Annotated in this window: 28 protein-coding genes and 2 pseudogenes; 14 read left to right on the forward strand and 16 right to left on the reverse strand. The window is 71.0% G+C overall.

Going from position 1 to position 24,848, the window contains the following annotated elements; all coding sequences use genetic code 11:
- Positions 1–13: 13 nt before the first annotated feature.
- The 5 genes from ABD374_RS21330 to ABD374_RS21350 all read right to left on the reverse strand — a co-directional run bounded on the left by ABD374_RS21330 (position 14) and on the right by ABD374_RS21350 (position 3,258).
- A complete protein-coding gene (locus ABD374_RS21330; RefSeq protein WP_344497174.1) occupies positions 14–193 on the reverse strand; it encodes an SPOR domain-containing protein in 180 nt (59 codons plus the stop codon).
- A 182-nt stretch (positions 194–375) separates the two neighbouring features.
- Entirely contained in the window at positions 376–636 is a 261-nt protein-coding gene (locus tag ABD374_RS21335) for a hypothetical protein (RefSeq protein WP_425577295.1), read from the reverse strand.
- Between the two features lie 139 nt (positions 637–775).
- Positions 776–1,528: a GntR family transcriptional regulator gene (locus tag ABD374_RS21340; protein ID WP_344497175.1), complete on the reverse strand. Its 753-nt coding sequence runs from the start codon at positions 1,526–1,528 to the stop codon at positions 776–778.
- Between the two features lie 276 nt (positions 1,529–1,804).
- Entirely contained in the window at positions 1,805–2,704 is a 900-nt protein-coding gene (locus ABD374_RS21345; RefSeq protein WP_344497176.1) for an alpha/beta hydrolase fold domain-containing protein, read from the reverse strand.
- Positions 2,701–3,258 (reverse strand): quercetin 2,3-dioxygenase, encoded by a 558-nt coding sequence (locus ABD374_RS21350; protein WP_344497177.1) that lies wholly within the window; start codon positions 3,256–3,258, stop codon positions 2,701–2,703. The genes ABD374_RS21345 and ABD374_RS21350 overlap by 4 nt, the downstream gene beginning before the upstream one ends.
- 172 nt (positions 3,259–3,430) lie before the next feature.
- Here ABD374_RS21350 and ABD374_RS21355 point away from each other — a divergent pair, with 172 nt between their 5' ends.
- Positions 3,431–3,874, forward strand: coding sequence for a MarR family winged helix-turn-helix transcriptional regulator (locus tag ABD374_RS21355; protein ID WP_344497178.1), 444 nt, complete (start codon positions 3,431–3,433; stop codon positions 3,872–3,874).
- Positions 3,875–4,028: 154 nt separating this feature from the next.
- Here the strand turns inward: ABD374_RS21355 and ABD374_RS21360 are convergent, their stop codons facing one another.
- Positions 4,029–5,606: a S8 family peptidase gene (locus ABD374_RS21360; RefSeq protein ID WP_344497179.1), complete on the reverse strand. Its 1,578-nt coding sequence runs from the start codon at positions 5,604–5,606 to the stop codon at positions 4,029–4,031.
- 576 nt (positions 5,607–6,182) lie between these two features.
- Between ABD374_RS21360 and ABD374_RS21365 the strand changes: the two genes are divergently transcribed.
- Positions 6,183–6,488 carry a hypothetical protein gene (locus tag ABD374_RS21365; RefSeq protein ID WP_344497180.1) on the forward strand — a complete coding sequence of 102 codons (306 nt, stop codon included), beginning with the start codon at positions 6,183–6,185 and terminating at the stop codon, positions 6,486–6,488.
- 93 nt (positions 6,489–6,581) lie between these two features.
- Here the strand turns inward: ABD374_RS21365 and ABD374_RS21370 are convergent, their stop codons facing one another.
- Positions 6,582–7,094 (reverse strand): MarR family winged helix-turn-helix transcriptional regulator, encoded by a 513-nt coding sequence (locus ABD374_RS21370; RefSeq protein ID WP_344497181.1) that lies wholly within the window; start codon positions 7,092–7,094, stop codon positions 6,582–6,584.
- 111 nt (positions 7,095–7,205) lie between these two features.
- On the opposite strand from ABD374_RS21370, the gene ABD374_RS21375 reads away from it, so the two are divergent.
- Positions 7,206–8,438: an MFS transporter gene (locus ABD374_RS21375; protein ID WP_344497182.1), complete on the forward strand. Its 1,233-nt coding sequence runs from the start codon at positions 7,206–7,208 to the stop codon at positions 8,436–8,438.
- Positions 8,439–8,529: 91 nt separating this feature from the next.
- Complete coding sequence (locus ABD374_RS21380; protein ID WP_344497183.1) at positions 8,530–8,973, forward strand: nuclear transport factor 2 family protein; 444 nt, start codon at positions 8,530–8,532, stop codon at positions 8,971–8,973.
- A gap of 378 nt (positions 8,974–9,351) precedes the next feature.
- Here the strand turns inward: ABD374_RS21380 and ABD374_RS21385 are convergent.
- A pseudogene (locus ABD374_RS21385) lies at positions 9,352–9,843 on the reverse strand (DUF234 domain-containing protein); the annotation flags it as partial.
- A gap of 291 nt (positions 9,844–10,134) precedes the next feature.
- On the opposite strand from ABD374_RS21385, the gene ABD374_RS21390 reads away from it, so the two are divergent.
- Both ABD374_RS21390 and ABD374_RS21395 read left to right on the forward strand, forming a co-directional pair.
- On the forward strand, positions 10,135–10,410 hold the full coding sequence (locus ABD374_RS21390; protein ID WP_014048106.1) for a hypothetical protein: 276 nt from the start codon (positions 10,135–10,137) through the stop codon (positions 10,408–10,410).
- Complete coding sequence (locus ABD374_RS21395) at positions 10,407–10,814, forward strand: type II toxin-antitoxin system VapC family toxin (RefSeq protein WP_344497184.1); 408 nt, start codon at positions 10,407–10,409, stop codon at positions 10,812–10,814. Before ABD374_RS21390 ends, ABD374_RS21395 begins: the two co-directional genes overlap by 4 nt.
- A gap of 13 nt (positions 10,815–10,827) precedes the next feature.
- On the opposite strand, the gene ABD374_RS21400 is transcribed toward ABD374_RS21395, so the two are convergent.
- The 3 genes from ABD374_RS21400 to ychF form a co-directional block, all read right to left on the reverse strand.
- Positions 10,828–11,367 (reverse strand): hypothetical protein, encoded by a 540-nt coding sequence (locus ABD374_RS21400; RefSeq protein ID WP_344497185.1) that lies wholly within the window; start codon positions 11,365–11,367, stop codon positions 10,828–10,830.
- Entirely contained in the window at positions 11,325–11,609 is a 285-nt protein-coding gene (locus tag ABD374_RS34685; protein WP_425577296.1) for a type I restriction-modification system subunit M N-terminal domain-containing protein, read from the reverse strand. The genes ABD374_RS21400 and ABD374_RS34685 overlap by 43 nt, the downstream gene beginning before the upstream one ends.
- A gap of 222 nt (positions 11,610–11,831) precedes the next feature.
- Positions 11,832–12,920, reverse strand: a complete 1,089-nt coding sequence (gene ychF / locus ABD374_RS21410) for a redox-regulated ATPase YchF (RefSeq protein WP_093799267.1) — start codon at positions 12,918–12,920, stop codon at positions 11,832–11,834.
- Positions 12,921–13,203: 283 nt separating this feature from the next.
- Between ychF and ABD374_RS21415 the strand changes: the two genes are divergently transcribed.
- On the forward strand, positions 13,204–13,803 hold the full coding sequence (locus tag ABD374_RS21415; protein ID WP_344497228.1) for a DUF6542 domain-containing protein: 600 nt from the start codon (positions 13,204–13,206) through the stop codon (positions 13,801–13,803).
- A gap of 28 nt (positions 13,804–13,831) precedes the next feature.
- On the opposite strand, the gene ppgK is transcribed toward ABD374_RS21415, so the two are convergent.
- On the reverse strand, positions 13,832–14,572 hold the full coding sequence (gene ppgK / locus ABD374_RS21420; RefSeq protein WP_344497186.1) for a polyphosphate--glucose phosphotransferase: 741 nt from the start codon (positions 14,570–14,572) through the stop codon (positions 13,832–13,834).
- Between the two features lie 30 nt (positions 14,573–14,602).
- A complete protein-coding gene (locus ABD374_RS21425; protein ID WP_344497187.1) occupies positions 14,603–15,595 on the reverse strand; it encodes a 4-hydroxy-3-methylbut-2-enyl diphosphate reductase in 993 nt (330 codons plus the stop codon).
- Positions 15,596–15,680: 85 nt separating this feature from the next.
- On the opposite strand from ABD374_RS21425, the gene ABD374_RS21430 reads away from it, so the two are divergent.
- The 4 genes and pseudogenes from ABD374_RS21430 (at position 15,681) to ABD374_RS21445 (ending at position 19,389) form a co-directional block, all read left to right on the forward strand.
- Complete coding sequence (locus ABD374_RS21430; protein WP_344497188.1) at positions 15,681–17,066, forward strand: APC family permease; 1,386 nt, start codon at positions 15,681–15,683, stop codon at positions 17,064–17,066.
- A 9-nt stretch (positions 17,067–17,075) separates the two neighbouring features.
- Positions 17,076–18,284: an exodeoxyribonuclease VII large subunit gene (gene xseA / locus ABD374_RS21435; RefSeq protein WP_344497189.1), complete on the forward strand. Its 1,209-nt coding sequence runs from the start codon at positions 17,076–17,078 to the stop codon at positions 18,282–18,284.
- A gap of 129 nt (positions 18,285–18,413) precedes the next feature.
- Positions 18,414–18,711, forward strand: a pseudogene (locus ABD374_RS21440) (exodeoxyribonuclease VII small subunit).
- Between the two features lie 87 nt (positions 18,712–18,798).
- Positions 18,799–19,389 (forward strand): malonic semialdehyde reductase, encoded by a 591-nt coding sequence (locus tag ABD374_RS21445; RefSeq protein WP_344497191.1) that lies wholly within the window; start codon positions 18,799–18,801, stop codon positions 19,387–19,389.
- A 102-nt stretch (positions 19,390–19,491) separates the two neighbouring features.
- Here ABD374_RS21445 and ABD374_RS21450 read toward each other — a convergent pair whose 3' ends face one another.
- Positions 19,492–20,016 (reverse strand): DUF4245 domain-containing protein, encoded by a 525-nt coding sequence (locus tag ABD374_RS21450; protein WP_344497192.1) that lies wholly within the window; start codon positions 20,014–20,016, stop codon positions 19,492–19,494.
- 160 nt (positions 20,017–20,176) lie between these two features.
- On the opposite strand from ABD374_RS21450, the gene glpX reads away from it, so the two are divergent.
- The gene (gene glpX / locus ABD374_RS21455) at positions 20,177–21,208 is read left to right on the forward strand and encodes a class II fructose-bisphosphatase (RefSeq protein ID WP_344497193.1); all 1,032 of its coding nucleotides are present in this window, start codon (positions 20,177–20,179) and stop codon (positions 21,206–21,208) included.
- A 325-nt stretch (positions 21,209–21,533) separates the two neighbouring features.
- On the opposite strand, the gene ABD374_RS21460 is transcribed toward glpX, so the two are convergent.
- Both ABD374_RS21460 and ABD374_RS21465 read right to left on the reverse strand, forming a co-directional pair.
- Entirely contained in the window at positions 21,534–21,902 is a 369-nt protein-coding gene (locus ABD374_RS21460; RefSeq protein WP_344497194.1) for a WhiB family transcriptional regulator, read from the reverse strand.
- Positions 21,903–21,994: 92 nt separating this feature from the next.
- A complete protein-coding gene (locus tag ABD374_RS21465) occupies positions 21,995–22,657 on the reverse strand; it encodes a DUF1707 SHOCT-like domain-containing protein (protein WP_344497195.1) in 663 nt (220 codons plus the stop codon).
- Between the two features lie 158 nt (positions 22,658–22,815).
- On the opposite strand from ABD374_RS21465, the gene ABD374_RS21470 reads away from it, so the two are divergent.
- Together ABD374_RS21470 and ABD374_RS21475 are read left to right on the forward strand one after the other, a co-directional pair.
- The gene (locus ABD374_RS21470; protein WP_344497196.1) at positions 22,816–24,507 is read left to right on the forward strand and encodes a fumarate hydratase; all 1,692 of its coding nucleotides are present in this window, start codon (positions 22,816–22,818) and stop codon (positions 24,505–24,507) included.
- Positions 24,504–24,815 carry a hypothetical protein gene (locus ABD374_RS21475; RefSeq protein ID WP_344497197.1) on the forward strand — a complete coding sequence of 104 codons (312 nt, stop codon included), beginning with the start codon at positions 24,504–24,506 and terminating at the stop codon, positions 24,813–24,815. Before ABD374_RS21470 ends, ABD374_RS21475 begins: the two co-directional genes overlap by 4 nt.
- Positions 24,816–24,848: the final 33 nt, after the last annotated feature.

Genomic DNA, 24,848 nt, shown 5'->3' on the forward strand with positions numbered 1-24,848 from the left:
ACGGGACGGGTGGCTACTGGACGCTCTGGCCGACCCGTTCGACCCAGTACAGCTGCTTGTGGCCGCGGTCGTCGAAGCTGTCGACGATCTTCTGCGCCTCGGCCCTGGTCGCGTACCGGCCGACGCGGTACCGGTTGCCGTTGTCGTCCTGCCGTATGACCAGCCACGGGAGCACAGCGCCGCTGTCGCTCATCGTGCGCCTCCGTCCGCCGGTGTGCCCGTTTCTAAGGATCCCCAGGAAACCGCAGTCCGCATATGCCCGACCCTACGCCTGACCTTCACTCAGCGGATACGCTTTTACACAAAGAGGTACGCAACAAGCCATGGGAAAGGGGGCGCGCTCCGACGAGTGCGCCCCCTGTTCCCGACGGCCGTTCAGCCCTCGCGCGGCGGCAGGGGCAGCGTCGGCACCGGGATCAGCACGGGGCCCGCCGCCTCCCCCTTGCGGCACATGTCACCGCACTCCGAGTCGAGTGGGCAGCACAGCGAGCAGACGGCCCCCGACCGGGCGGGGCAGTCGGCGACGTCCGGCAGTTCGTACGCCGTCTCGCGGTCGGCGCAGGCGAGAAGAGGTCCGGCCAGGACGGCGAGCCGCTGATCGGCGGCTTCCCGTCCGTCCGGTGTGCGGGTGCGCACGGGAAATGAGGACCGGGACATGACAGCCCGTCACGGCCGTCGGTCACCCGGGCCTCACGGGATCCGGCGGTGCGTCGACTCGGGATCACGGCGGGCGGAGGAGCTGTCCGCGCATCAGCCGTCGACCGCTTCGCACCGGTCACTTCACGGGCAGGTGGTAGGCGATCCGGTAGCGGTCGGCCGGGACCACCACATCGGCCGTCTCGACCGCCATCCCCGAGGCGTAGTACGTCCGCTCGATGACCAGCACCGCATGGCCCGGTACGCCGCCGAGCCTGAGCAGCTCCTCCGCGAGGCCGGGGCGTGCGCCGACCTCCTCCACCACGTTGTCCACGACGATGTCGAGGGCGGCCATCCGCTCGACGACGCCGCAGCCGGCCAGCGGGCCCTCCTCGGGCAGCATCACGGGCGTACGCCCCGTGACGGCGAGGGGCTCCCAGGAGGTGGAGAGCATCATCGCCTCGCCGGCGTCCCTGAAGACGTACCGCGTGCGCATCACGCGGTCGCCCTCCTGGATGCCGAGCCGCTTGGCGATGGACGCGGTCGCCTCCTCCTGCTCGCTGCCGGACTCCCAGGTGCCGCGCGCGCCGGCCTCCGACTGCTCCTGCCGGAACGGGGTCGAGGGTGCCGTCCCCCGGTAGCCGGCGCGGGAGATGCGGCGCGGGACGGGCTGCTCGCGCACGTACGTGCCGGAACCGGAGCGGCCTTCCACCAGGCCCTCCGCCATCAGGACCTTGCGGGCCTCCAGGGCGACGGTGTCGGAGACGCCGTACTCCGCGCGGATGCGGGCCTGGGAGGGGAGGCGGGTGTGGGGTGGCAGGGAACCGTCGGCGATCTTCTGCCGTAGATCGCCCGCGACGCGCAGATAGGCCGGCTGCTCACCGAATGTCACTGGCCACTCCCATCAGGTTGACAGACAGCAACAGCGTCGCAACCGTAGGTTGTTGACCGCAAGCACGGGCCAAAGTTTCACCCGAAGTGATGACTTGCTTTTACGCAGGGCCTTACCGTGGGTATGGATGCCAGCCCCTCACCCCGGAATCGGCCGATTCGATTCCGTTTCCGGCCCCCGCACCCCCGTCCGGCGACTCACCGTCAGGAAGGCCGTGGGCAGCGCATGCGGGGGCGGCACGGTGCGGGCGCGGTACGGGCGCGGCATGGCCGCGGTTCAGGTGATCAGGCGCAGGGCGAAGCGCAGCGAGTGGGCGAAGATGTCTTCCACCTCCTCGTCGGGCAGTCCGTACCAGCCGTGATCGGCGTCCGGCACCGTACGCAACTCGACCGGTGCACCGGCGCCCTTGAGGCCGGCGGCCAGGGCTTCGCTGTTCGCGCACGACACCATGGTGTCCTTCTCGCCGTGGACGAGCAGGAAGGGCGGCGCGTCGGAGCGGACGTGCGTGAGGGGGCTCGCGGCGCGGGCGCGGTCGGGGGCGGCGGCCGGGGCGGCCCCGATCAGCAGGGCCTCCGGGGTGGCCGGGTTCGCGGGGTCGTAGCCGTCGCGGGGGGTGGTCAGATCGCTCGGACCGTACCAGACGACGGCGCCGGCCAGGGGCGGGTCGGCGTGGGTGAGGGCGAGGTGGGAGGCGAGGTGCCCGCCGGCGGACTCTCCCCACACCACCGTCCGCCCGGTGTCGATGCCGAGCTCCGCCGAGCGCAGCGTGAGCCAGCGCAGTGCGGTGCGGAGGTCCTCCAGCGGGGCGGGGAAGGCGGCTTCGCCGCTGAGCCGGTAGTCGGCGCAGGCGACCGCGACCCCCGCCGCCGCGATGCGGGCGAAGGGCCCCGGGGTCCAGTGGCGCGTACGCAGGCCCATGTCGTCGCGGCGTCCGCGGCGCCAGGCACCGCCGTGCACGAACAGCACCAGCGGGGCGGGCCCGGCCGGGGCGGCCCCGGGCAGCCACAGATCGAGTTCCAGCGGGCGGCTGCCCTCGACGGCACCGCAGGGGACGCCGCGCAGCACGCGTACGCCGGACTCCTCCCCGCACCCGTACGCGACGGAGGGCGGCAGGGGGGCGACGTCCGGGTGGGGCGCGGCGATCAGCTCCCGCAGGGAGGGACGGCCGGGCCTCACCGCGTCCGCCACTGGTGGTCGGGCAGGAAGCGCACGTCGAACTCCTGGGGGACGGTGCCGAACTTGTGGGGTTCGGGCACGACGGGCGCCTTCGGCAGGCCCAGTTCCTCGGCGGGCGCGCCGAGGTTCTCGAAGAACCGCTCGAAGGTGCCCCCGGGACCGGCGGCGACGCCGACGACCTGGCTGTGGTGGCGCTCCATGCGGTAGGCGTGCCGGCAGTTCTTCGGTACGAAACCGAAGTCGCCCGGGGTGAGGAGCTTTTCCTGCTGGTCGCCCTCGGTGTCCTCGACGAACAGCCGGACCGCTCCCTGGGTGATGTAGAAGACCTCGTGGGTGTCGGTGTGCAGGTGGGCCGGGATGAGGTCGCCCTTGGGGCCTTCGACGGTGAAGAAGTTGAAGGTGTTCTCGGTCTGCTCGCCGCCCGCGTAGACGGTGATCAGGTCGCCGAACAGGTGGGCGCGGTCCCCCTCGCCCCTCTCGACGAAATAGGGCTTCCCCGGTTCGGCGGGGATGCGCGAGGCGCGCCGGTAGCGGGTGGCGTACTCGATCGTCATGGGTTCTCCCAGGGTCGGCTTCGCACAAAGAATGTCAGGTAGCCTGACATAAGAGTCGGCCGACGGGCAAGTCGTCGGCCATAAACTCGTCCCCGTCGGCCCGGCCGCCCGCATGCCGGCCCGGCCGCCCGCTCGACCCGTCCGAACGCCGCGAGGAACACGTGAGGAACAGATGAACGCCACCGGCCGCGACCTTCCCCAGTTGCTCGGCGACGCCCGGCGCTGGTTCGAGGACGCACTGCTGGCGACTCTGGACGAGGCCGGCGCGGTGCCGGTGTCCCCGACCCAGGCCCGGCTCTTCGCCGTACTGGACGAGCGGGGCACCACGGTCTCCGAGCTGGCCCGGCGGATGGGCGTCACCCGGCAGACCGCGCATCAGGCCGTGCACGGCCTGGTCGCCGACGGGCTGCTGGAACAGGTCCCCGACCCGGCCTCCGGCCGGCAGCGGCTGATCCGGCGCACCCCGGAGGGCGAACGCGCGCACCACCGGGCCGGCCTCATCCTCGCGAGGCTGGAGGAGGAGCTGGCCGGACGGATCGGCCGCGAGGCGGTCGGCGCCCTGCGGGCGGCGCTGGAGGCGCCGTGGGGCCGGCCGCCCTCCCTGGACCGGGCCTGAAGGCCACCGGGGCGCGGGGCACAGGAGCACGCGGCGGCCCGGGGGGACCCGAAGGAAGCGGTACGCGGACGCACGACAGGGGGCGGCCGCCGAAGCGACCGCCCCCCTTCATCCGTTCAGCGCGTCAGAACACGTCGGAGCGCGTCGGAGCGGATCAGAACTGGAGCGCCCAGGAGTCGATCTTCCCGATGTCGTTCGCCGCGTTGTCGCTGACCCGCAGCTTCCACGTGCCGTTGGCCACCTCCGAGGAGGCGTTGACGGTGTACGTGGTGATGAGGTTGTCGCTGCTGCCGCCCGTGCCGTAGCCCTTGAGGGTGTAGGCGGTGCCGTCGGGGGCGATCAGGTCGACCTTGAGGTCACCGACGTACGTGTGCTTGATGTCGACCGGCACGCTCAGCGTCGCGGGCGCGTTGCCGGTGACGCCGCTGACGGTGACCGGCGACTCCACGGTGGCGTTGTCGCGGATCGTGTAGTCGGTGAGGTTCTCGAACCGCTTGCCGGTGGGCGGCGGGGTGGTGTCGCCCGTGCCGACGTACAGCAGGCGGTTCGGCGAGCCGGTTCCGGGGCTGGTCACCACACCCGTGGTGGCGGCCGAGGTCAGCGCGGTGGAGACCTGGGCCGGAGTGGCGGTCCTGTTGGCCGCCAGGTAGAGCGCGGCCGCGCCCGCGACGTGCGGGGAGGCCATCGACGTACCGGAGATGGTGTTCGTCGCCGTGTCGCCGGTGCTCCAGGACGAGGTGATGGACGAGCCCGGCGCGAAGATGTCGAGGACGCTGCCGTAGTTGGAGTAGCTGGCCCTGGCGTCGGTGCTGGTGGTGGCGCCGACCGTGATCGCCTCGCCCACCCGGGCGGGCGACTTGGTGGAGGCGTCGGTGGACTCGTTGCCCGCGGCGACGGCGTAGGTGATGCCGGAGGCTATGGAGTTGCGTACGGCGGTGTCGAGGGCGGCGTCGGCGCCGCCGCCGAGGCTCATGTTCGCGACGGCCGGCTTGACGGCGTTCCTCGTCACCCAGTCGATGCCCGCGACGACCTGCGCGGTGGTGCCCGAGCCCTGGTTGTTGAGGACGCGGACGCCGACGACCTTGGCCTTCTTGGCGACGCCGTACGCGCCGCCCGCGACCGTACCGGCGACGTGCGTGCCGTGGCCGTGGCCGTCCTGCGCGGTGTTGTCGTTGTCGATGGCGTCGTAGCCGTAGGAGGCGCGGCCGCCGAAGTCGCTGTGGGTGATGCGTACGCCGGTGTCGATGACGTACGCCGTGACGCCCTCGCCGGCGGCGTCCGGGTAGGTGTAGCTCTGGTTCAGCGGGAGGGCCTTCTGGTCGATGCGGTCCAGGCCCCAGGACGGCGGGCTGGGCTGGGTCGCGCTGACGGTGAAGGTGCGGTTCTGCACGACGGAGTCGACGGCCGGGTCGGCGGCGAACTTCTTCGCCTGCGCCTCGGACAGCTCGACGGCGTACCCGTTGAGGGCCGCGGTGTACGTCTTCTTGATCTTGGCGCCGTACTCCTTCGCGAGCGCCTTGCCCTCCGCCGAACCGGCGTCCGCCGCCGCCTCGTCGAGGGTCACGATGTAACTGCCCGCGATGGTTCCGGGGGCTCCGGCGTTCAGGATCCGGCCCTCGGCGGCGGTGGCCGCGGTGGCGGGGAGGGCGGAGGCCGCGCCGAGCGCGAGGGCTACGACGGCGGTGGCACTGGCTGCGGCAATTCTTCGCCGGGAACTACGCATCACGGACATGTGAGGGATCCTCCTCATTGGCGGTGCGCTGGTGGGGGGTGGTACGGCGGTGCGGCAGTACAGCGACACGACAGGGGCATGACAAAATGACGCTTCGGGGTACGCGTCGTTTCCCGCGTCCTGCCGCCAGGCGAAAGATTGACGCATCCATAGGAATCCCACAAGAGTCAATTCGGACCTGCAATACGCCTGCCACACACCCGACATGAACGATCACCGCGCGGAGGGCTTCCTCCCGCTTTCCGCATGACGGCCCCGACGACTCCGGCCACCCCGGCGGCCACCACGACTCCAGCGACTCCAGCGGCGCCGATGGCCTACCGCTGCCCCGCCGACGGCTCCCGCGCCCCCGTCGAGTCCCCCGCCGGCACCGCCCCGCCCGCGGCGGCCTCCGGGATCCCGACCTCACCCCCTCCTCGTCCGTACCGCCGAAGTCGCCGGCAGGACGGGTGAGTTCACTGCGGCGTCACGAGGACGCGCCGGCGGGCACGGCGGCCGCCGTCACGCTCGGGGAGGGCCGCACTCCGCCCCCACCCCACCACCACCGACGCCGTTTCGGCCGAACTCGACTTCCTGGTGCCGACGTTCTCGTCCAAGGACCGCGGCGCGGTCCTGCTCGCCGGCGAACGCCACCGGGGCGCGGCCTCCGGCCTCCCGCTCCCCGCCGTGAACCGCGTACCGTACGCGGGCGCCACGACGGCCGGTTCACTGCCGACGACCGCCGCTCCGGTGACGACGCCGGGTCACGCCCGCACCCCCTTCACCGCGATCGCGCCGAGCGGCCTGCCCGGCGTATCCGGCGGGGTCGCGATGGCCGTCGGCAACGCGCCGCCCCAGAAGGAGACCGAACCGCGCCACCTCGGGGCGGTGGGATCCACCTGATCGCGGCGGCCGTCGGCCGGTCGGCCCGCACCCTGCGCACCGCCGCCCTCCGAACCGCGCCCGTGCGGCGGCGCCGCCGTCCACCCGCGTCCGTCAGCCGATCGACGTGTCGCCGAAGGACTCCAGCAGCTTGCGCAGGGAGCCGCCGAGGCGGTCGCTCTCCTCGCGGTCCAGCACGCGCAGCATGCGGGCCTCGTTGGCGAGGTGGGCGGCCATGTACTCGCGGGTGACCTCGTGGCCGTGGTCGGTGAGCCGGATCCTCACCGTGCGCCGGTCGCCGCCGCTCTCCTCGCGCACGCGCTCGACCAGCCCCTTGGCCTCCATGCGGTCGATGCGGTTGGTGATCGCGCCGGAGGTCACCATGGCGGCCTTGAGGAGTGCGCCGGCCGGCAGGGCGTACGGCGGACCGGAGCGCTGGAGGGTGGTGAGTACGTCGATCTCGCCCAGTTCGAGGCCGCGTTGGGCCGCGAACGTCCTGAACTCCTTGTCCAGTACGCGCCCGAGACGCTGAAGCCGGCCGAGGACGTGCACGGGCCAGAGGTCTTCCTCCAGGTCCGGGCGCTCCGCGATCCACTGGCCGATGATCGCGTCCACCGCGTCGCTCATCCTGATTCCCTTCAACGTAAGCAATCTCAACGTTAAGACACTTGACGTTGAGACACTGGAGCTGTTTTATCTCAACGTTGAGATTATCAAGACTGAACGACTGGAGCTCCCATGCCCGAGCCCACCCCGTCCACAACCACGGCCGCCACCTCAACCCCGCCCGCTCCGGCCGGAAACCACCGGGTCCCCGCCCTCTGGCTCGCGCTGCTCGCCACCCCCGTCGCCGCCGGCGCCAACAGCCCGGTCCTGATCCTCCCGGAGATGGCCGGCTCCTTCGGAGTCCGGCCCGCGACCACCACCTGGCTCGTCACGACGTTCGCGTGGGCCATGGCGGTCGGCACCCCGCTGATGGCGAGCCTGCTGCGCCGCCGCGGTCTGCGCACCACCCTGCGCGTGAGTACGGTCCTGGTCCTGGCCGGAACCCTGCTGGTGGCCCTCGCGCCCTGGCTGGCGCTGGCCCTGCCGGGCCGGGCGGCCCAGGCCGTGGGCGGCGCCGGACTGATCACCTCGGCCATGAGCCTGGCCGGGTCGGTCCGCCGGATGGGGGTGATCACCGCGGGCTTCGGCGTCCTCGGCGCGGCCGGCCCACTGTTCGGCTCGCTGATCGCGGACGCGTTCTCCTGGCGCGTGTCGCTCACGGTCTCCGTACTGGCCCTGCTCGCCCTCCCGGCCGTGACCCGCGCGGCCCCCCGCACGCCCCCGGCCCCCACCAACGCCTTCGACCCCCGCGGTGCCTCGCTCCTGGTGGCGCTGGCGACCGCGCTGGTCCTCGTCCCGCACCACCCGCTGCCGGCGGCCTGCGCGGCGCTCGCGGCGGCCGCGCTCCTGGCGGCCCACGTCCGTACCCGTCCCGACGGCTTCGTCCCGGCCGCGCTCCTGCGCGCCCCGGCGTTCCTGTCGGCCGCGCTGCTGGCCTGCGCCCTGTCGACGTCGTACTTCACCCTGCTCTTCGCGGTGCCCCAGCTCCTCACCGCGCGTACGCACTGGTCCACCGCCGCCATCGGCGCGGGCCAGCTGATCGCCCTCCTCGCCGGCTCCCTCCTCTCCCTGGTCCTCGCCGCGCTCTCCGCCCGGCTGGGCAGGCGCAGGGTCCTCACGGTCCTGATCGCCCTGGGTGCGCTGGCGCCGGTGACGGCCGCCGTCACCCCCTGGGCGCCGCTGCTCCTCCTGGTGGCCGCGGTCGCGGTCCTCACGACCACGGCGGGCAACGCCACCCTCGCGGTGTACGCGACCCGGGCCGCCCCCGCATCCCAGCGCCCGACGGTGATCGGGCTGTTCAGCCTCTGCTACCAGCTCGGCGGCGCGTTCGGCCCGGCGATCGCGGCCCTGATCACCCTCACCTGACCGACGATCCCTCCGGCAGAACTGCCGGGTTCGTCCCGCCTTGTGGGAAAATGAGACAGACATGCCACCACGCACACATCGGAGGTGGATCATGGGACAGGCGCGCGAGGTCATGGACCGGCTCACCGAGGCGCTCACCGGGGGAACGGACCTCGAGGCCATCATGGAGTGCTTCGCGGAGGACGCGGTCGCCGTCACTCCGGACGGGGAGATCCGGGGCCGGGAGAACATCGGTGAGTACTGGCGCCAGATGACGGACGCGATCCCGGACAGCACGTACGAGTCGGTGTACGCGTACGAATCCGGCAGCACGGCGGTCGACGAGGGCTACTTCACGGGCAGGAACACCGGCCCGCTGGTGCTGCCGTCCGGCGAGAGCCTGGAGCCGACGAACAAGGAAGTGAGGATACGGGGCTGCGACGTCGCGACGGTCGAGGACGGCAGGATCGTCAGCTATCGGCTCTACCTCGACCAGCTGGAGTTCCTCGGCCAGCTCGGCCTCCTGCCGAACACGCCGGTCCGACCCGACAGGTGACGGCACCCGTCACCTGCCGGCTCCCGACGGCTGTTCACGGGTGTCCCGCGGGCCTGCGGGGCGCCACCGGTCCGGAAATACATGGCGCCGGGGGCAGCAGGTCGATGAGACTGCGCAGGTGAGCCGTCGCTGCCCCTGTCCTTGCTGCGGGCATCTCGTCCTGGACGGGATGCCCGGTTCGTACGCCGTCTCCCCCCTACGACGCCCGCGCGGAGCTCATCCGGATCGGCTCCGACACCCTCCCCGCCTTCGTCGACGGGCTCCCCCTCCTGGGCTCCTGGGCGGTCTCAGAACTCCCGGACCAGGCGCGACTTCCCTACGCGGCGCTCCGGCCGGTTCGCGCTCCCCGACCCCCTTGCCTCGCCCGCCATCCGCCACTCACCGCGGCCAGGCGGTCAGCAAATCGCCGGGGCCGCAGCCGGCATCGAGCCCCGGACAGTCGACTCCGCTGCGCGAGACCGCCACGACTGGAACAGGTTCGCCAGTGAGGGCGGCCCGGTGTCGATGGAGGGCTGCCAGGTCGGGCCGATCGAAGGGCGACTGCTCCAGCCACTTGATGGAGCCGACGAAGAGCAGTTCCTTGGCGACGGGGGCGCGGTCCGCCCCGACGATATCGATCTCGACGTCGTTGGTACGGGTCCAATAGCCGCCCACTGCGGGGGCCGCGGGCAGTCTGTCATCGGGCAGTATCCGCACCAGGGCCTCGCGGACAAGGGGCTCGACGGCTCGGCCGCGCCAGCTGGTCCAGTTCTCCCGGATGCGCGCCAAGGCCGGATCGCCCCGCCCCCGCTCGGTCTCCTGCATGGACGGGCCGAGCAGGTGCGGCCAAAACCGCAGGCAGGGATCTGTCACCCCGTAGCGGCGGTCCTTCACGGAAACCGACCAGGGGCCCGACCCCGAACGGCCAGACCCTTCTGACCTGCATGTTTGCCAGATCGGCGACGTAGTGACAAGTCAGCCGCCAGACGTTGAAGCGGAACTCCACCACAACCCGTCTGACCTGCGGTTATGTGGGCGCATCCCAGCACCATCCCAGCACGGGATTCACCGCAGAGTACAAGAAGATCCAGAAGCGCCAAGACTACGCATCAACGCCCGCCCCGGACACAGGCCGCTCGGCACTCCAGACGCTGTAATAGATTCTGTACTAGAATTGCGACCATGAAGTCACCCCGCCCCGGCGGCACGGAGAACATCTCCGTCTCGATGCCCTCGGAACTCCTCGGTGCCCTGCGCACACGTACTGGTAAGCGCGGCGTGTCCGCGTACGTGACGGCGGCGGTCCGGCATCAGCTCGCCATGGACGGCCTCGCCGAGATCGTGGCCGCCTACGAAGCCGAGCACGAACCGCTGAGCGAGGCCGAAGTCCAGGCCGCGCAGAGCGAACTGTTCGGTGACGCACCGGCGCCCTACGCGTCGAACGACAGCGCCGCGTGAAGGAGCCCGCGGCCAGGTCCCTGGTGCTCGACTCCCAGGCGCTGTCGTTGCTGCTGCGCAACGACCGTCAGATGATCACCCGGATCGAGGCCGCTCGGCGCGTGGGTGTACCCGTTCTCGTCTCTGCCCTCACGGTGGTGGAAGCCGCCTACGGGAAGACGGACACCGCCCGGCTGCGCTGGCTGCTCTCCCGCCTTCAGGTCCAAGACGTCACCCAGGCGGACAGCCTCACCGCAGTTCAGCTGCTGAGCGACGCCGGTGGCCTGCACGGCCACAAGTACGCCATCGACGCCCTCGTCGCCGCGATGGCGCTCCGCGCCCCGGCACCCGTCCTCGTACTGACCTCGGACCGCGACGACTGGTCGAAACTGTGCGGCGACCGCGTACAGATCAAGGACGTCTGACCTTGGCGTTCACTCAGGTTGAACCCACCTGCTGATCGACTGCCGCTTCGTAGAAGGCATCCGCGAGAGCGACAATGATCGCGTTGATGGCCGGCCCGTCGGTGAAGAAGTAGTCAGCCATCGTGTTGTGTGCGTCCTGGTTGTCTGCGGCTGCCTCCGTGACGGCCGCTTGGAAGTCTGGTGACTCCAGGAACTGCTTCTTGGAGTTCGCCTTGGTCTGCTTGACCAGGTTCGGGTCGGCGAGCAACCGCTCGACGAGGCCCCGCACGAACTCCCCGATCTGGGAGGCAGCGAACGTTTCGGCGCCGAAGAGGTGGTTCATCTTGTCTATGACGACCTGGAGCGCGACGTACTTCGGATCCTTCTTCGCGCCCGTACCGGCGGCGCTGATGCCCTTCAGTTGTCCGTCGCCCACGAGCGAGATGTCGACCGGGATCGCTTTGTTGTGCTTGACCCCGACCAGCACCACGTCGGAGAGGTCCACGTCGGCTGACCGAGCGGACTCGGCAATCACTTTCTCCAGCAGGCGCAGGAAGATCGAGAGCATCTCCATGTAGGGATCGCCGTAGTCGACGATCTGGGTCGCACCATCGCATGATCGGGTTCGAGGATGCAGTCGAGCCGCCGCACGATCGTGAACGGGAGAACCACTGTCCCGTACTGGTTGGGGCGACAGGGGCCCCGAAGTCGGTCAGCGATAGACCAGACGAAGCTGCCGAGCGCGCTCACAAGTTCCTCACGAGAATCGACTAGCAGTGCTGATCTCTTTGCCCGAGCCAGCAGCCACCGTCCCACGGTTCAGCCACTCACCGGAGTGGATCCCAGCACCGTCAGGGCATCCGCGTCCCAGCACCATCCCAGCACGGTAGGGATGAACAGGGGTGATGACAGGTGACGAGGGGTCAGCCATCCCAGCACCGTCCCAGCACGGGAAAAACCGAGAGCCCGACTCCGAAGAGTCGGGCCCTCTCCGACCTGCATGTTTACCAGATCAGCAACGTGGTGATATGTCAGCGGCTACACGTTGAAGCGGAACTCCACCACGTCGCCGTCCTGCATGACGTAGTCCTTGCCCTCCATGCGGGCCTTGCCCTTCGCGCGGGCCTCGGCGACCGAGCCGGTCTCGACCAGGTCGGCGAAGGAGATGACCTCCGCCTTGATGAAGCCCTTCTGGAAATCGGTGTGGATCACACCGGCCGCCTCGGGGGCCGTCGCGCCCTTCTTGATGGTCCAGGCGCGGGTCTCCTTGGGGCCTGCCGTCAGGTAGGTCTGGAGGCCCAGGGTGTCGAAGCCGACGCGGCCGAGGGTGGCGAGGCCCGGCTCCTCCTGGCCCATGGACTGGAGGAGTTCCAGGGCCTCCTCGTCGTCGAGCTCGATCAGCTCGGACTCGATCTTCGCGTTGAGGAAGATCGCCTCGGCGGGGGCGACGAGCGCGCGCTGCTCGTTCTTGAAGTCCTCGTCGACCAGCTCGTCCTCGTCGACGTTGAAGACGTAGAGGAACGGCTTGGTGGTGAGGAGGTGGAGCTCGTGGAGGAGCTGCCCCTTCTCCGTGCCGGCGGTGATGCCGGCGGCGAAGAGGGTGGTGCCCGCTTCGAGGATCTTCTGGGCCTCCTCGACCGCGGCCAGGACCGCGACCTTCTCCTTCTGGAGGCGGGACTCCTTCGTCAGGCGCGGCACCGCCTTCTCGACGGACTGGAGGTCCGCGAGGATCAGCTCGGTGTTGATCGTCTCGATGTCGTCCTTGGGCGAGACCTTGCCGTCGACGTGTACGACGTTCTCGTCCTTGAAGGCACGGATGACCTGGCAGATCGCGTCGGACTCGCGGATGTTCGCCAGGAACTTGTTGCCCAGGCCCTCACCCTCCGAGGCACCGCGGACGATGCCGGCGATGTCGACGAAGTCGACCGTGGCGGGGAGGATCTTCTGGGAGTTGAAGATCTCGGCGAGCTTCGCCAGGCGGGGGTCGGGGACGCCGACGACGCCGACGTTGGGCTCGATGGTGGCGAACGGGTAGTTGGCCGCCAGCACGTCGTTCTTGGTCAGGGCGTTGAACAGGGTCGACTTGCCGACATTCGGCAGGCCGACGATTCCGATCGTGAGCGACACGTTGGCGACTTCCTGGAGTGCGGACTGGCCCGGGAGTGGACCGATCCCCCAGTTTACGGGCGCGTCCCGTCGGACCCACGACCGGAAGGGCGAGCGGCCGCGTGACTTCGAACGCAAGGCCAAGGTCACCCAAAGGGCGTGTCCTGCGCCTGGTTCGTCCCTCCCCGCGACCTACGTTGTCCAGGTGGAGCAACACAGGGCACGTCCCCCTCGTCCCCAGCAGCGGTCGCAGACCCCCCTGCTCCCGTCGGGCGGGCCCACCGGGGCCCCCGCCGCCCACCGGGTGGCGGCGAGACCGGCACGGGCCGTGCCGCCCGTCGTACTGGCCTTGCGGCGGCTGCCCAATCCGCGGTTGACCGGGCTCGGCAGCGGGCTGTTCGCCGCGGCCGTGATGCTGGTGGCCGGCGGACTGGACCGGCTGCTGTTCGACGGTTCGCCGCTCGTGTACGGGCTGCTGTTCCTGCCCCTCAGCGCCCTCACCGCGCTGTGGGTGCGCCCCGCCGACCTGGTCACCGCGCCGATCGTCGTACCGATCGCCTTCGCCGTCGGCCTGGTGCCGATCGCCGGGGGCTCGAGCGGGTTCGGCGGCCGTGTCATGGCCGTGGTCACGGCGCTCGCCGTACACGCGGGCTGGCTGTACGGCGGCACGCTCGTCGCCGGGCTCATCGCGACCGTGCGCAAGGTGCGGCTGATGACGCGGCGGCGGACCACCGCGCGGGCAGCCGCCCAAGCCGTCGCCCAGACCGCCCGGCCCGCCGCGCACGTCACCGCCAAGGCCGCCACCCCCGAAGCCACCGCCAAGGCCGCCGCCGTCAGGTCTGCCGCCGCCAGGGCCACCACCAAGGCCGCCGCCCGGCGCGCGGCCCGCAAGCCCGCGGAGTAGCGGAAGCGGAGTAGCGAAACAGGAGCCGCTACGAGCCGGCGCCGGCCGCCATGGCCGCGCCCACGATCCCCGCGTTGTTCTGGAGCTGCGCGGGGACGATCTCGGCGCGGATGCCCTCGATCAGGGGGAGGAACTTCTCGGCCTTGCGGCTGACCCCGCCGCCGATGATGAAGAGCTCCGGCGAGAACAGCATCTCGACGTGCGCCAGGTACTTCCGCACCCGGTGCGCCCACTGCTCCCAGGACAGGTCCTCGTCCTCCTTGGCCTTCGTGGAGGCGCGCTTCTCCGCGTCGTGGCCGTGCAGCTCGAGATGGCCCAGCTCGGTGTTGGGCACCAGGACGCCCTCGCGGAAGAGCGCGCTGCCGATGCCCGTACCGAACGTCAGCAGGAAGACCGTGCCCTTGCGGCCGGCGCCCGCGCCGAACGTCATCTCGGCGACGCCGGCCGCGTCGGCGTCGTTGAGGACGGTGACGGGCATGCCCAGACGGTCACCGATCAGGGCCCGGGCGTCGACGTCGATCCAGCCCTTGTCGACGTTCGCGGCGGTACGGGTGATCCCGCCCGTGACCACGCCGGGGAAGGTGACGCCGACTCTGCCGCTCCAGCCGAAATGGCCGACGACCTCCTGGACGCACTCGGCCACGCGCTCGGGCGTGGCCGGGTGCGGAGTCAGTACCTTGTGCCGCGGTTCCGCCAAATCGCCGCGCTCCAGGTTCACGGGAGCGCCCTTGATGCCGGATCCGCCGATGTCCACTCCGAACACGTTCATGGACCCAACGTTACGGGGTGGAGCCGACCGTCACGTGCCGGAGAGGCGGGCCGCTTCGGCACGCAGGTCCCGGCGGAGCTCCTTGGGCAGCGAGAAGGTGATCGACTCGTCGGCGGTCCTCACCGTCTCCACGTCTCCGTAGCCGCGCTCGGCCAGCCACTCGATGACGCCGTCGACCAGGACGTCGGGGACCGAGGCGCCGGAGGTCAGGCCGACCGTGGTGACGCCTTCCAGCCAGGCCTCGTCGATCTCGTCGGCGAAGTCCACCAGGTGGGCGGCCGGCGCGCCGGCGTCGAGGGCGACCTCGACCATGCGGATCGAGTTCGAGGAGTTCTTGGAGCCCACGACGATGACGAGCTGGGCGTCCTCGGCCAGCTTCTTCACCGCGATCTGGCGGTTCTGCGTGGCGTAGCAGATGTCGTCGCTGGGAGGGGAGAGGAGGTTGGGGAACTTCTGCTTCAGGGCGTCGACCGTCTCCATGGTCTCGTCGACCGAGAGCGTGGTCTGGGAGAGCCAGACGACCTTGTTCTCGTCGCGTACCGAGACGTTCGCGACGTCCTCGGGGCCGTCGACCAGGGTGATGTGGTCGGGCGCCTCGCCGGAGGTGCCGATGACCTCCTCGTGGCCCTCGTGGCCGATCAGGAGGATGTCGTAGTCCTCCTTGGCGAAGCGGACGGCTTCCTTGTGGACCTTGGTGACCAGCGGGCAGGTCGCGTCGATCGTCGCGAGCTTCCGCTCGGCGGCCTCCTGGTGGACGGTCGGCGCGACGCCGTGGGCGGAGAACATGACGATCGAGCCCTCGGGGACCTCGGCGGTCACGTCGACGAAGATCGCGCCCTTCTTCTCCAGGGTCTGCACCACGTACTTGTTGTGGACGATCTCGTGGCGGACGTAGATCGGCGCTCCGTACTGCTCCAGGGCCTTCTCCACGGCGATCACGGCACGGTCCACACCCGCGCAGTAGCCACGGGGAGCGGCGAGAAGGACACGGCGGGCGGCAGGTGCAGTCGTCATGTTTCCCATCGTACGGGCGTGCCCGGAGCCCGGAGATCAGGTCCGTGGACAAGACTGGACGCCTGAACCGCGGAGTTCTGCGTACGGAGGCGCGATGACCGGGACGAGAGACGGGACGCGGGAAGAGGCGGCCGGGCTCCGGCGCAGTCTGGGGTTCCGGGATCTGGTCGTCTACGGGCTGCTCTTCATCGCTCCCATGGCTCCGGTCGGCGTGTTCGGCACGCTCGACGCCAAGTCGCACGGCGCGGTGGCCCTCGTCTACGTCGTCGCGACGGTGGCGATGGCGTTCACCGCGTTCAGCTACGCCCAGATGGTGCGGGTGGTCCCCCAGGCGGGCTCGGTCTTCGCGTACGCCCGCAAGGCGCTCGGCGAGGGTCCCGGGTTCATCGCCGGGTGGATGGCGATGCTGGACTACGTGCTGATCCCTGCCGTCGCGTACCTCTTCTCCGGGATCGCGATGCACGCGCTCGTGCCGTCCGTCTCGCAGTGGGTGTGGACGGCGCTCGCGGTGGTGGTGACCACGGGGCTGAACATGTGGGGCGTACGGGCGGCCGCGCGCGTGGGCTTCGCGGTGCTGGCCATGGAGATCGTGGTGCTGGGGGTGTTCGTGGTGGCCGCGGTCGTGGTGCTCGCGCAGGACGGGGCGCGGCGCGACTGGCTGTCACCGCTGTCCGGCGACGGCTCCCTGGGCGGCTTCCCGCTCGCCGCGGTCCTGGGCGCGGTGTCGGTGGCGGTGCTGTCGTACCTCGGGTTCGACGCGATCGCGTCGTTCGCGGAGGAGGTGACGGGCGGCTCGGCGAAGGTGGCGCGGGCGGTGCTGTTCTGCCTGGCGCTGGCAGGCGTGCTGTTCGTGGCGCAGACGTATCTGGCGGCGCTGCTCCAGCCGGTGACGGCGGCGGAGCTCGCCGCGGAACCGGGGAAGCAGGGGACCGCCTTCTACGACGCGGTGGACGCCTCGGTCGGGACCTGGCTGGGGGATCTGGTGGCGGTGAGCAAGGCGGTCGGAGCGGCGTTCGCGGCGCTGGCGGGGCAGGCGGCGGCCGGGCGGCTGCTGTTCGCGATGGCGCGGGAGCGGCGGCTGCCGCGCGTACTGGCGAGGGTCGATCCCGCTTCGGGCGTGCCGCGGTTCGCGCTGGGGGTCGCGGCCGTGGTGACGCTGGTGGCGGCGGTGTGGGCGGCCCGGCGCGACGACGGTCTCGACCATCTGGTGTCGGTGGTCGACATCGGGGCGCTGACGGCGTTCGTGCTGCTGCACGTGTCGGTGGTGAGCTGGTTCGCCGTACGGCGGATGGCGGGGCCGCCGGTGTGGTGGCGGCACGTGCTGATGCCGGCGCTGGGTGCGGTGGTGGCGGTCGCGGTGATCGTGGAGGCGTCGCGCACGGCGCAGGTGGTGGGCGCGGTGTGGCTGGTCGTGGGGCTGGTCGTGGTGGCCGCGCAACGGGGGCGCCGGACCGGGCCCGGTGTCGGTGCCGGCGGTTAGCCTTCGTGCATGGCTCTGCATACGTCCGCTGACGCTCCGCTGCCCGTCGGTGAGGTCTCGCGCCTCATCGGCGGGTGGATCGACCGGCTGGGGCCGGTGTGGGTCGAGGGGCAGATCACGCAGCTGTCGCGCAGGCCCGGCGCCGGGGTCGTCTTCCTGACCCTGCGTGATCCTTCGCAGGACGTCTCGGTGGGCGTGACCTGCTTCCGGCAGGTCTTCGACCCGGTCGCGGACGTGGTCACGGAAGGCGCGCGGGTCGTGGTGCGCGCCAAGCCCGAGTGGTACGCGCCGCGCGGACAGCTGTCGCTGCGGGCGGCGGAGATCAAGCCGGTGGGGATCGGTGAGCTGCTCGCCCGGCTGGAGCTGCTGAAGAAGTCGCTGGCGGCCGAGGGGCTGTTCGCACCGGACCGCAAGCGGCCCCTGCCGTTCCTGCCGCAGCGCATCGGTCTGGTGACGGGCCGGGCGTCGGCGGCCGAGCGCGACGTCCTGGAGAACGCGCGCCGGCGCTGGCCCGCCGTCCGCTTCGAGGTGCGCAACGTGGCGGTGCAGGGGGTGAGCGCGGTGGCGCAGGTCGTCCAGGCCGTGAAGGAGCTGGACGAGCTGACGGAGGTCGACGTCATCATCGTGGCGCGCGGCGGAGGCAGTGTCGAGGACCTGCTGCCGTTCTCGGACGAGCAGCTCGTACGGACGGTGTCCGGGTGCCGTACGCCGGTGGTGTCGGCGATCGGGCACGAGCCGGACTCGCCGCTGCTCGACCTGGTGGCGGACCTGAGGGCGTCCACGCCCACGGACGCGGCGAAGAAGGTCGTGCCGGACGTCGGCGAGGAGCTGGACCGCGTCCAGCTGCTGCGCGACCGGGCGCTGCGGACCGTGCAGGGCCTGCTGGACCGCGAGGAGCGTGGGCTCGCGCACGCGCTGGCCAGGCCCGCGATGGAACGGCCGCACCGGATGGTGGAGGACCGCGAGGCGGAGGTCGACGCGCTGGTGGCGCGCAGCCGGCGCACGCTGGGGCACCTGCTGGACCGCGCGGACTCGGAGCTGTCGCACACCAGGGCCAGGGTGGTGGCGCTGTCTCCGGCGGCCACGCTGGAGCGCGGTTACGCGGTGCTCCAGCGGGGCGGCGGCGCGGTGGTCCGCTCTCCCGGGGAGGTCGGACCGGGCGACGAGCTGCGGGCCCGGGTCTCGGAGGGGGAGTTCACCGTGCGGGTCGTGGAGTGAGGCCGGCACGGAGCCTGCCGTACCGGGGTGGAGCGGGCGGCCGGTGACCGGTTTCTCAGGGAAGGGGTGGGGCGCGGTGCAGAGACAGTCTTGTTCGTACGTACACATAGGACATACAGGGTGGAACGCATGGCCGGAACGGACGAGTCCGCGACGACGCTCGGTTACGAGCAGGCCCGGGACGAGCTGATCGACGTCGTACGGCGCCTGGAAGCGGGCGGTACGACGCTGGAGGAGTCGCTCGCGCTCTGGGAGCGCGGAGAGGAGCTGGCGAAGGTCTGCCGGCGCTGGCTGGACGGGGCCAGGGCCCGCCTGGACGCCGCACTCGCGGACGAGAGCTGAAGGGCGGGCGGGGGGAGGAGGGAGCGGGCGGAACACGCAGGGGGCCGGGCGCACTGTGAAGCCGATCACGACGATCCCGCTTTAGTTGAAAGTTAACCTAATTTGACCTACGGTGAAGCCACTGTCCGACCTCTTCGCCCCACCACCCTCGTACGCCCGGAAGGCAAGCCGCATGTCTCTCGTCCTTGACGCCGCCGCCCAGGACCTCCTCTTCCGCGAGGCCCGCACCGCGAACACCTTCACCGACGAGCCGGTGACCGAGGAGCAGGTCCAGGCGATCTACGACCTGGTCAAGTTCGGTCCGACCGCGTTCAACCAGTCCCCGCTGCGCGTCGTCCTGGTCCGCTCCCCCGAGGCCCGCGAGCGCCTCGTCCCGCTCATGGCCGAGGGCAACCGGCCGAAGACCGCCTCCGCCCCGCTGGTCGCGATCCTGGCCGCCGACAACGAGTTCCACCAGGAGCTCCCGGCCCTGCTCCCGCACTTCCCGCAGGCCAAGGACATGTTCTTCGCGGAGCGCCCGGTCCGCGAGGAGGCCGCCGGCCTCAACGCCGCCCTCCAGGCCGCTTACTTCATCGTGGGCGTCCGCGCCGCCGGCCTGGCCGCGGGCCCGATGACCGGCTTCGACTTCGCCGCCGTCCAGAAGGAGTTCCTGGACGGCGACCACACCCCGCTGATGATCGTCAACATCGGCAAGCCCGGCGACGACGCGTGGTTCCCGCGCTCCCCGCGCCTGACCTACGACGAGGTCGTCACCACCGTCTGACGTCGGTCCGGACGACGGGACGCGAGAAAGCCGCCGCAATCCCCGGATTGCGGCGGCTTCGTCGTGCTCGTCGTGTTCATCACACCCGGGCGGCCCGGCGGCTCAGGACTTCTTCGCTTCCAGGGCCTCGGCCATCTCCGTCAGCCGCTCCTGCGACGCCGTCCCCGTGACCACCGTCGTCACGCCCTTCTCCTCGCGCACCAGCGCGTCGTACTTCGGGCCTTCCCAGCGCTGCCAGCCCTCCCCGCCGACCCGCAGGGTCTTCCCGGTCCTCGTCGCCTGCCGGCTGACCTCGCGGACGAACTTCTCCGCGGGCCCGGACGACTGCTCTACCGCGACGTACTCCCGGTCGGGGTCGAGGTAGCCCAGGTGCCAGGCGTCGCCGGCCTGCCGGTCGTACGAGACGGACGTCGGCTTCCAGGTCTCCGGGAGCCCCACCGGGGCCGCCACCGGGTACGGCGCGGCCCGCCGCGCCGTGACGAGCTCGACCCGGTAGTCGACCGGCTTCAGCGGGTCCGCCGAGTCGTCGTGCGGGATGAACATGTACATGCTCGCGGCGGCGATGCCGATCACCGACATCGACAGCACCATGCCCCGGACCGTCTGCTTGCCTTTCATACCTGCCACTCCCCCATCGTCCCCCATGCCCGGACGCCGCCCGCGCGTGGGGCGTCTCATCCCGATATGCCGCTCATACGTGCCCCCCTCTGCTCATTTTTTCGACGTACCGCTAGAGTCGGCGGCACCCTCCTTATCCGGCCGTCGCCGTACAGAAAGGTGCGCTCCGATGACCGAGCACCATCTCCCGTCTCAGCTGGAGGTCTCGCCCGAGGCCCCCGACCGCAACCTGGCCCTGGAGCTCGTCCGGGTCACCGAGGCCGCCGCCATGGCCGCCGGGCGGTGGGTCGGCCGCGGTGACAAGATCGGCGCGGACGGCGCAGCGGTGAAGGCCATGCGGACCCTCGTCTCGACCGTCTCGATGAACGGCATCGTCGTCATCGGCGAGGGCGAGAAGGACGAAGCCCCGATGCTGTTCAACGGGGAACGCGTCGGCGACGGCACCGGCGCCGAGGTCGACATCGCCGTCGACCCGATCGACGGCACCACGCTCAACGCCAAGGGCATGCCGAACGCCATCGCCGTGCTTGCGGCGGCCGACCGCGGCACCATGTTCGACCCGTCCGCGGTCTTCTACATGGAGAAGCTGGTCACCGGCCCCGAGGCCGCCGACTTCGTCGACATCAACGCCCCCGTCTCGGTCAACATCCGCCGCGTCGCGAAGGCCAAGCACTCGACGCCCGAGGACGTCACGGTGATGATCCTCGACCGCCCCCGCCACGAGGGCATCGTCAGGGAGATCCGCGAGACGGGCGCGCGGATCAAGTTCATCTCGGACGGCGACGTCGCGGGCTCGGTGATGGCGGTGCGCGAAGGCACCGGCGTCGACCTGCTCATGGGCATCGGCGGTACGCCCGAGGGCATCATCTCGGCCTGTGCGATCAAGTGCCTCGGCGGCACCATCCAGGGCAAGCTGTGGCCCAAGGACGAGGCCGAGCGCCAGAAGGCCATCGACGCGGGGCACGACCTCGACCGCGTACTGCACACGAACGACCTGGTCAGCGGCGAGAACGTGTTCTTCGTCGCCACCGGCATCACCGACGGCGAGCTGCTGCGCGGCGTCCGCTACCGCGCCGAGACCGCCACCACCCAGTCCCTGGTGATGCGCTCCAAGTCGGGCACGATCCGCCAGATCGACTCGACGCACCGCCTCTCGAAGCTGCGCGCCTACAGCGCCATCGACTTCGACCGCGCGAAGTAGGGGCCCCGGGCAAGGGCGTCGCCTTCCGCTCGCCGTACGGGTGCACCCGTACGGCGAGCGGAGACAGACGCGTGGTCCGCGCGTCGCGGCCGTCGGGGTCCGCGCCACGATCCGGGCCTGCGACCGCCTCGGACCCGGCCTCCGGGTCGTGCCCGCGGTCCGCGCGTCGGCCCGTGCACCTCGGTCCGCCCCAGGGGGCACGCGTCACACGCACCCCGCCCGGCGTTCGCCCAACCGGCATGCGGCCAGGCGCCGGTGGGGACGCACGGAGGGGGAAGGGAAAGAGGGTTCCAGGGGAGTGAGAAGAGGGAGTGGGTCGCGCGGGTCAGCCCGCGGCGGCGATCCGGTCCGCGGGTGAGACGGCCTTCAGCTCTATCTCGCGCCGCCTGCGCCTGGCCAGCACCACCCGGCGCTCGGCGGCGGTCAGGCCGCCCCAGACCCCGTACGGCTCGGGCTGGAGCAGTGCGTGCTCCCGGCACTCGATCATCACCGGGCACCGCGCGCAGACCCGCTTCGCGGCTTCCTCCCGGGCCAGTCTCGCGGCCGTCGGCTCCTTTGAAGGGGCAAAGAACAGCCCGGCCTCGTCCCGGCGGCACACCGCCTCCGTGTGCCAGGGGCCGGCCTGCTCCCGGGCCGGCGCACGCTGCGACGGAACGGCGGCGACCTGCAGGGACTGATGCGGCGGATGCAGCACGGTCTACTCCTGACGACGACTTCGGGAGCGAGCAGCGATGCAGCGTTCCCTACCCGCTGTGCGCGCGCCTATGCACAGGGTTTCGAACCGCGTCAGTGCCCGAGGTGTTTGCGCATGCGACCGTGCAGGTCCGCGATGCGCTTCCCGCGCTTGGGCTTCGCCTCGATGTTGCCGAAGACCGAGTAGCCGTTGACCACCACGACCGGCGCCTCGGGGTTGCGGGCTTCGAGGGTGTCGACCTCGAAGTTGCCGAAGATCCCGGTGCCGCTGCCGCGCAGCGTGATGTTCTCGGGGACGCGGACTTCGACGTGGCCGAAGATCGAGGTCACGTTGATCACGGTCAGCCGCTGCCCGAAGAGCGCCTCGGTGAGGTCGATCTCCACGCTCCCGAAGAGCGCGAAGGCGTTGGTCCTGCGGCCGATCCGCCACCGGCCCCTGCGCGTGGAGCTGCTGAAGACCGCGACCAGGTTCTCCGCCGAGGCCGGCGCCGAGGGATCGTCCGGGGCGTACGCCGCCGTGGCCGTCCCGCCACGGGTGCCGCCGGGAACGGGCAGGTCCTGGACCAGCGGCTCCAGTTCGGCGACGGTCTTGGCGCGGTAGACCGCGTCGATGCGGTCGGAGTGCTCCTCGGCGGTCAGCCTGCCCTCGGCCATGGCATCGCGCAGGATGTCCGCGATCCGGTCGCGGTCCGCGTCGGACGCGCGGAGCGCGGGCTCGCGGGGGGTGGGCGCTGGATGGTTCTTGTCGAGGTCCACCGCCCCAGCGTACCCAGACGCGATAGATCGCGACTAGTGCGGAAGCCCGGCAACTGAGCCTTACCTCACAGACCCGGCGCCCCGCCGGAGTCTTACGCTGGTGGACGCGCTGCGCCAATGGAGGCCAGTCGCCGTCTGCCGAGTGAGGAATGGCCGTAATGCCCCCTGTCTCCCGCCCGCCCAACCCGGCGTTTGCGTACTCAGATCTGCTCCCCCTGGGAGAGGACACCACGCCGTATCGCCTGGTGACCGCCGAGGGTGTCTCCACCTTCGAGGCCGACGGCCGTACGTTCCTCAAGGTCGCACCCGAGGCGCTGCGCACCCTCGCCGCCGAGGCGATGCACGACATCTCGCACTACCTGCGGCCCGCGCACCTCGCCCAGCTGCGCCGGATCATCGACGACCCCGACGCCTCCTCGAACGACAAGTTCGTGGCGCTGGACCTGCTGAAGAACGCGAACATCGCGGCGGCGGGCGTCCTGCCGATGTGCCAGGACACCGGCACGGCGATCGTCATGGGCAAGCGCGGCCAGAACGTGCTCACGGAGGGCGGCGACGAGGAGGCCCTCTCGCACGGCATCTTCGACGCGTACACCAGGCTCAACCTGCGCTACTCGCAGATGGCCCCGCTGAACATGTGGGAGGAGAAGAACACCGGCTCGAACCTGCCCGCGCAGATCGAGCTGTACGCGACCGACGGCGGCGCGTACAAGTTCCTCTTCATGGCGAAGGGCGGCGGCTCCGCCAACAAGTCCTTCCTCTACCAGGAGACGAAGGCGGTCCTCAACGAGACCTCCATGATGAAGTTCCTGGAGGAGAAGATCCGCTCGCTGGGCACGGCCGCCTGCCCGCCGTACCACCTGGCGATCGTGGTGGGCGGTACGTCGGCCGAGTTCGCGCTCAAGACCGCGAAGTACGCCTCCGCGCACTACCTCGACGAGCTGCCCTCCGAGGGCTCGCCGACCGGCCACGGCTTCCGGGACAAGGAGCTGGAGGAGAAGGTCTTCGAGCTGACGCAGAAGATCGGCATCGGCGCGCAGTTCGGCGGCAAGTACTTCTGCCACGACGTGCGCGTGGTGCGGCTGCCGCGCCACGGCGCCTCGCTGCCCGTCGCGATCGCCGTGTCCTGCTCGGCGGACCGCCAGGCGGTCGCGAAGATCACGGCCGAGGGCGTCTTCCTGGAGCAGCTGGAGAAGGACCCGGCGCGGTTCCTGCCGGACACGACGGACGAGCAGCTCGACGAGGCGGGGGACGTCGTCAGGATCGACCTCAACCGGCCGATGGACGAGGTCCTGGCCGAGCTCACCAAGTATCCCGTCAAGACGCGGCTCTCGCTGACCGGACCGCTCGTCGTCGCCCGCGACATCGCGCACGCCAAGATCAAGGAGCGGCTGGACGCCGGCGAGGAGATGCCGCAGTACCTGAAGGACCACCCGGTGTACTACGCCGGCCCCGCGAAGACCCCCGAGGGGTACGCGTCCGGTTCCTTCGGGCCGACGACGGCCGGCCGGATGGACTCCTACGTCGAGCAGTTCCAGGCGGCGGGCGGCTCCAAGGTGATGCTGGCCAAGGGCAACCGGAGCAAGCAGGTCACGGACGCCTGCGGCGCGCACGGCGGCTTCTACCTCGGGTCGATCGGCGGGCCGGCCGCCCGGCTCGCGCAGGACTGCATCAAGAAGGTCGAGGTCGTCGAGTACGAGGAGCTCGGCATGGAGGCGGTCTGGCGGATCGAGGTGGAGGACTTCCCGGCGTTCGTCGTGGTCGACGACAAGGGCAACGACTTCTTCACCGAGCCCGCCCCGGCCCCGACGTTCACCTCGATCCCGGTACGGGGCCCCGGCCTGGCGTGACAGCGCCCCCTCCCGCTCCGGCGGGTGCCCCCGACCGCGCCTCGCGGCCGGGGGGAGGCGCCCTTCTCGCTCCCGGCGCCGAACTGCGGCGCGCAAGGGAACGCTTCGCCGAGCGGGCCCGCCCGGTGGCCGCCGGGCTCGGCAGCCCGGGCCCCGTGGCGGGCGGGCGGATCGTCGTGGCGTTCGCCGAAGGGCTCACGTACGACGGGGTGGTCCGGCCGGGGAGCGGCACCACCGGCCGGACCACCCTGCGCCAGGCGCTGGAGACCGTCCTTGCCGCCCTGGCCACGCCGTGCGGGCCCCGGTGAGGGGGCCCGCACCCGCGCGCCGCGCCGCCCCGG

Source organism: Streptomyces enissocaesilis (genome assembly GCF_039533765.1).
Taxonomy (GTDB): Bacteria; Actinomycetota; Actinomycetes; order Streptomycetales; family Streptomycetaceae; genus Streptomyces; species Streptomyces enissocaesilis.

What these genes read in the sequence shown, in the direction of transcription:
- ABD374_RS21360 (WP_344497179.1), bottom strand. Translation starts at nt 5,606, where the DNA reads ATGTCCGTGATGCGTAGTTCCCGGCGAAGAATTGCCGCAGCCAGTGCC.
- ABD374_RS21330 (WP_344497174.1), bottom strand. Translation starts at nt 193, where the DNA reads ATGAGCGACAGCGGCGCTGTGCTCCCGTGGCTGGTCATACGGCAGGAC.
- ABD374_RS21470 (WP_344497196.1), top strand. Translation starts at nt 22,816, where the DNA reads ATGCCCCCTGTCTCCCGCCCGCCCAACCCGGCGTTTGCGTACTCAGAT.
- ABD374_RS21425 (WP_344497187.1), bottom strand. Translation starts at nt 15,595, where the DNA reads ATGGGAAACATGACGACTGCACCTGCCGCCCGCCGTGTCCTTCTCGCC.
- ABD374_RS21380 (WP_344497183.1), top strand. Translation starts at nt 8,530, where the DNA reads ATGGGACAGGCGCGCGAGGTCATGGACCGGCTCACCGAGGCGCTCACC.
- ABD374_RS21350 (WP_344497177.1), bottom strand. Translation starts at nt 3,258, where the DNA reads ATGACGATCGAGTACGCCACCCGCTACCGGCGCGCCTCGCGCATCCCC.
- ABD374_RS21430 (WP_344497188.1), top strand. Translation starts at nt 15,681, where the DNA reads ATGACCGGGACGAGAGACGGGACGCGGGAAGAGGCGGCCGGGCTCCGG.
- ABD374_RS21400 (WP_344497185.1), bottom strand. Translation starts at nt 11,367, where the DNA reads ATGGAGATGCTCTCGATCTTCCTGCGCCTGCTGGAGAAAGTGATTGCC.
- ABD374_RS21390 (WP_014048106.1), top strand. Translation starts at nt 10,135, where the DNA reads ATGAAGTCACCCCGCCCCGGCGGCACGGAGAACATCTCCGTCTCGATG.
- ABD374_RS21370 (WP_344497181.1), bottom strand. Translation starts at nt 7,094, where the DNA reads ATGAGCGACGCGGTGGACGCGATCATCGGCCAGTGGATCGCGGAGCGC.
- xseA (WP_344497189.1), top strand. Translation starts at nt 17,076, where the DNA reads ATGGCTCTGCATACGTCCGCTGACGCTCCGCTGCCCGTCGGTGAGGTC.
- ABD374_RS21445 (WP_344497191.1), top strand. Translation starts at nt 18,799, where the DNA reads ATGTCTCTCGTCCTTGACGCCGCCGCCCAGGACCTCCTCTTCCGCGAG.
- ABD374_RS21375 (WP_344497182.1), top strand. Translation starts at nt 7,206, where the DNA reads ATGCCCGAGCCCACCCCGTCCACAACCACGGCCGCCACCTCAACCCCG.
- ABD374_RS21355 (WP_344497178.1), top strand. Translation starts at nt 3,431, where the DNA reads ATGAACGCCACCGGCCGCGACCTTCCCCAGTTGCTCGGCGACGCCCGG.
- ppgK (WP_344497186.1), bottom strand. Translation starts at nt 14,572, where the DNA reads ATGAACGTGTTCGGAGTGGACATCGGCGGATCCGGCATCAAGGGCGCT.
- glpX (WP_344497193.1), top strand. Translation starts at nt 20,177, where the DNA reads ATGACCGAGCACCATCTCCCGTCTCAGCTGGAGGTCTCGCCCGAGGCC.